The sequence below is a fragment of the Moorena sp. SIO4A1 genome (assembly GCF_010672065.1).
Lineage (GTDB): Bacteria > Cyanobacteriota > Cyanobacteriia > Cyanobacteriales > Coleofasciculaceae > Moorena.
The window spans coordinates 1-2,470 of record NZ_JAAHHX010000281.1 but is presented as its reverse complement, the minus strand read 5'-3'; the positions used below and the strand labels follow the sequence as shown (position 1 = coordinate 2,470).

Sequence of the window (2,470 nt, the reverse complement as noted above, 5' to 3'; positions counted from 1 at the left end):
CCACCCTACAAAAGCTTAATTCTTAATTCTTTAATTCTTAATTCTTAATTCTTAATTCTTAATTCTGTCAACCTTCTTCAACTTTCGAGCAGAGTTGATTCAATAACTCTTGTGGAATTGCCTCAAAATTTTCCAAGAGAAAATCCATTAAGGCCAGATGGTATAAGGAATCGGAAGAAGGAGATTTATAGCGAGAACTTTGAGCGAGCCAACTGTTAACAGCGTAAGTTGAGCGGCAGCAGATTTGAGCAATGTCTTCTTGGTTAACTTGCCATTTCCAATAAAACTCCCGAGGAGTCATGGATAGTCGGCAGACGCTGTATAGGTTGATCAAAATTCGCTCTCGCTCAGTGATGGCACGAGGCATTGAAAGTGGGCTTGTGGATTGGCTCTGGGCAATTTGGGCAAGGCGGTCTAGGGCTCGCTGACACTTAATCAGATGATCATTTGAGCGTTTTTTTGGCATCATGGAATTACCTCAAACATAGTGTTTGCTTGGGGATATAAGCCGCGCTTCCAGGTGGCAAGCTATAAGCGCGGCTTTTTGTCCAAGAATCTTATCGAAATAGCGGACATTTTTATTATTACTAATATCTTGTAAAAAGTCAATGGTATTTTTAATATTTAATATTTATTTACATTTAAAAAAAATGAATAATTTTGGATTTTATAGATAAGAATTAGTTATTTTGTTAGGTAATTTTTGATTTTTAATATAAACATCATAGGGTGGGCATTGCTAATGTGAATTCCGGAAGAATGGTAGGGTGGGCATTGCTGATAACTATCAAAATTGTTCCCTGATAAAATAAATGGGCAATGCCCACCAAGACCCAAGACTCGTAGGGTGGGCATTGCTGATAACTATCAAAATTGTTCCCTGATAAAATAAATGAGCAATGCCCACCAATACCCTAATGTGAATTCCGGAAGAATGGTAGGGTGGGGATTGCTGATAAATATCAAAATTGTTCGCTGATCAAATAAATGGGCAATGCCCACCAAGACCCAAAAGGCAATGGGTACCCTGGTTGGTGGGCATTGCTCAGGTGACTTTGGGCAGGTAGGCGAGTTGGAAACAGGCTTTTCCCACCCTACAAGCTACTCTGGTTGGTGGGCATTGCTCAGATCAATTCCGGCAGGATTGGGAGACCCAAGACTCGTAGGGTGGGCATTGCTGATAAGTATCAAAATTGTTCGCTTATAAAATAAATGAGCAATGCCCACCAAGACCCAAAAGGCAATGGGTACCCTGGTTGGTGGGCATTGCTCCGGTGACTTTGGGCAGGTAGGCGAGTTGGAAAAAGGCTTTTCCCACCCTACAAGCTACTCTGGTTGGTGGGCATTGCTCAGATCAATTCCGGCAGGATTGGGGGTTGGTTTCAAGCAATGCCCACCCTACAAAATGCTCTGGTTGGTGGGCATTGCTCAGATCAATTCCGGCAGGATTGGGGGTTGGTTTCAAGCAATGCCCACCCTACAAAATGCTCTGGTTGGTGGGCATTGCTCAGGTGAATTCCAGCAGGGTTGGGGGTTGGTTTCAAGCAATGCCCACCCTACAAAAGCGTAAGCTGAACCAGACAAGAATCCTAGGGTGGGTCTTGCTCAGCAAGTTCAACATTAGTTAGCCTAGAAATTAAATCCGCAATGCCCAGCAATCCACAACCATGCCCGAATATCGTCGAGCCTATGTCCCAGGTGGAACCTTTTTTCTGACTCTGGTAACCTACGACCGCACCCCTCTGTTTTCCGAACCCGAAACAATTGCTTATTTGCGTGCTGCACTTGCTAAAACTCGCACTGAGAGACCTTTTGAAATTACTGGTGCAGTTGTTTTACCTGACCATATTCATTTCTTGTGGACTCTACCCCCAGGGGATACAGCTTATTCCTACCGGGTTTCTCGGTTTAAGGTGTTGTTTACGCGATCGCTACGGGGTAAAAAATTCAAGCCACAGAATGTATCGGCATCCCGTCGTAAACACAGAGAAAGTAATGTTTGGCAGCGCCGATTTTGGGAGCATGTGATTCGAGATGAATCTGACTTCCAACAGGCTTTAGATTATATTCATTACAATCCGGTTAAGCATGGGTTGGTATCTTGTCCTCATCGGTGGGAGTATTCGAGTTTCACCAGATGGGTTGAAACAGGTCAGTATCAGATCGATTGGGGTTGTTGTTGCTGGGGGAGACAACCATTAGTTCCAGATTTTTCGGAAATTGGAGCCAAGGTTGGTGAGTGAATTATCAACGGTTGGTGGCTAGACAATCGTAGGGTGGGCATTGCTGATTGAGATCATGATTGAAGGCCGAGCAATGACATGGGCAATGCCCACCAATAATGACAATCGTAGGGTGGGCATTGCTGATTGAGATCATGATTGAAGGCCGAGCAATGACATGGGCAATGCCCACCAATAATGACAATCGTAGGGTGGGCATTGCTGATTGAGATCATGATTGAAGGCCG

Annotated in this window: 4 protein-coding genes; 3 read left to right on the top strand and 1 reads right to left on the bottom strand. The window is 44.3% G+C overall.

Annotation, left to right across the window (positions count from 1 at the left end; genetic code table 11):
* Positions 1–67: 67 nt before the first annotated feature.
* Complete coding sequence (locus tag F6K53_RS37295; protein WP_293084642.1) at positions 68–469, bottom strand: hypothetical protein; 402 nt, start codon at positions 467–469, stop codon at positions 68–70.
* Positions 470–994: 525 nt separating this feature from the next.
* Here F6K53_RS37295 and F6K53_RS37290 point away from each other — a divergent pair.
* The 3 genes from F6K53_RS37290 (at position 995) to F6K53_RS37280 (ending at position 2,243) form a co-directional block, all read left to right on the top strand.
* Complete coding sequence (locus tag F6K53_RS37290; protein ID WP_293084639.1) at positions 995–1,207, top strand: hypothetical protein; 213 nt, start codon at positions 995–997, stop codon at positions 1,205–1,207.
* A 12-nt stretch (positions 1,208–1,219) separates the two neighbouring features.
* The gene (locus tag F6K53_RS37285) at positions 1,220–1,570 is read left to right on the top strand and encodes a hypothetical protein (RefSeq protein ID WP_293066580.1); all 351 of its coding nucleotides are present in this window, start codon (positions 1,220–1,222) and stop codon (positions 1,568–1,570) included.
* Between the two features lie 97 nt (positions 1,571–1,667).
* Positions 1,668–2,243: a transposase gene (locus F6K53_RS37280; RefSeq protein WP_075902257.1), complete on the top strand. Its 576-nt coding sequence runs from the start codon at positions 1,668–1,670 to the stop codon at positions 2,241–2,243.
* The last annotated feature ends 227 nt before the right edge of the window (positions 2,244–2,470 follow it).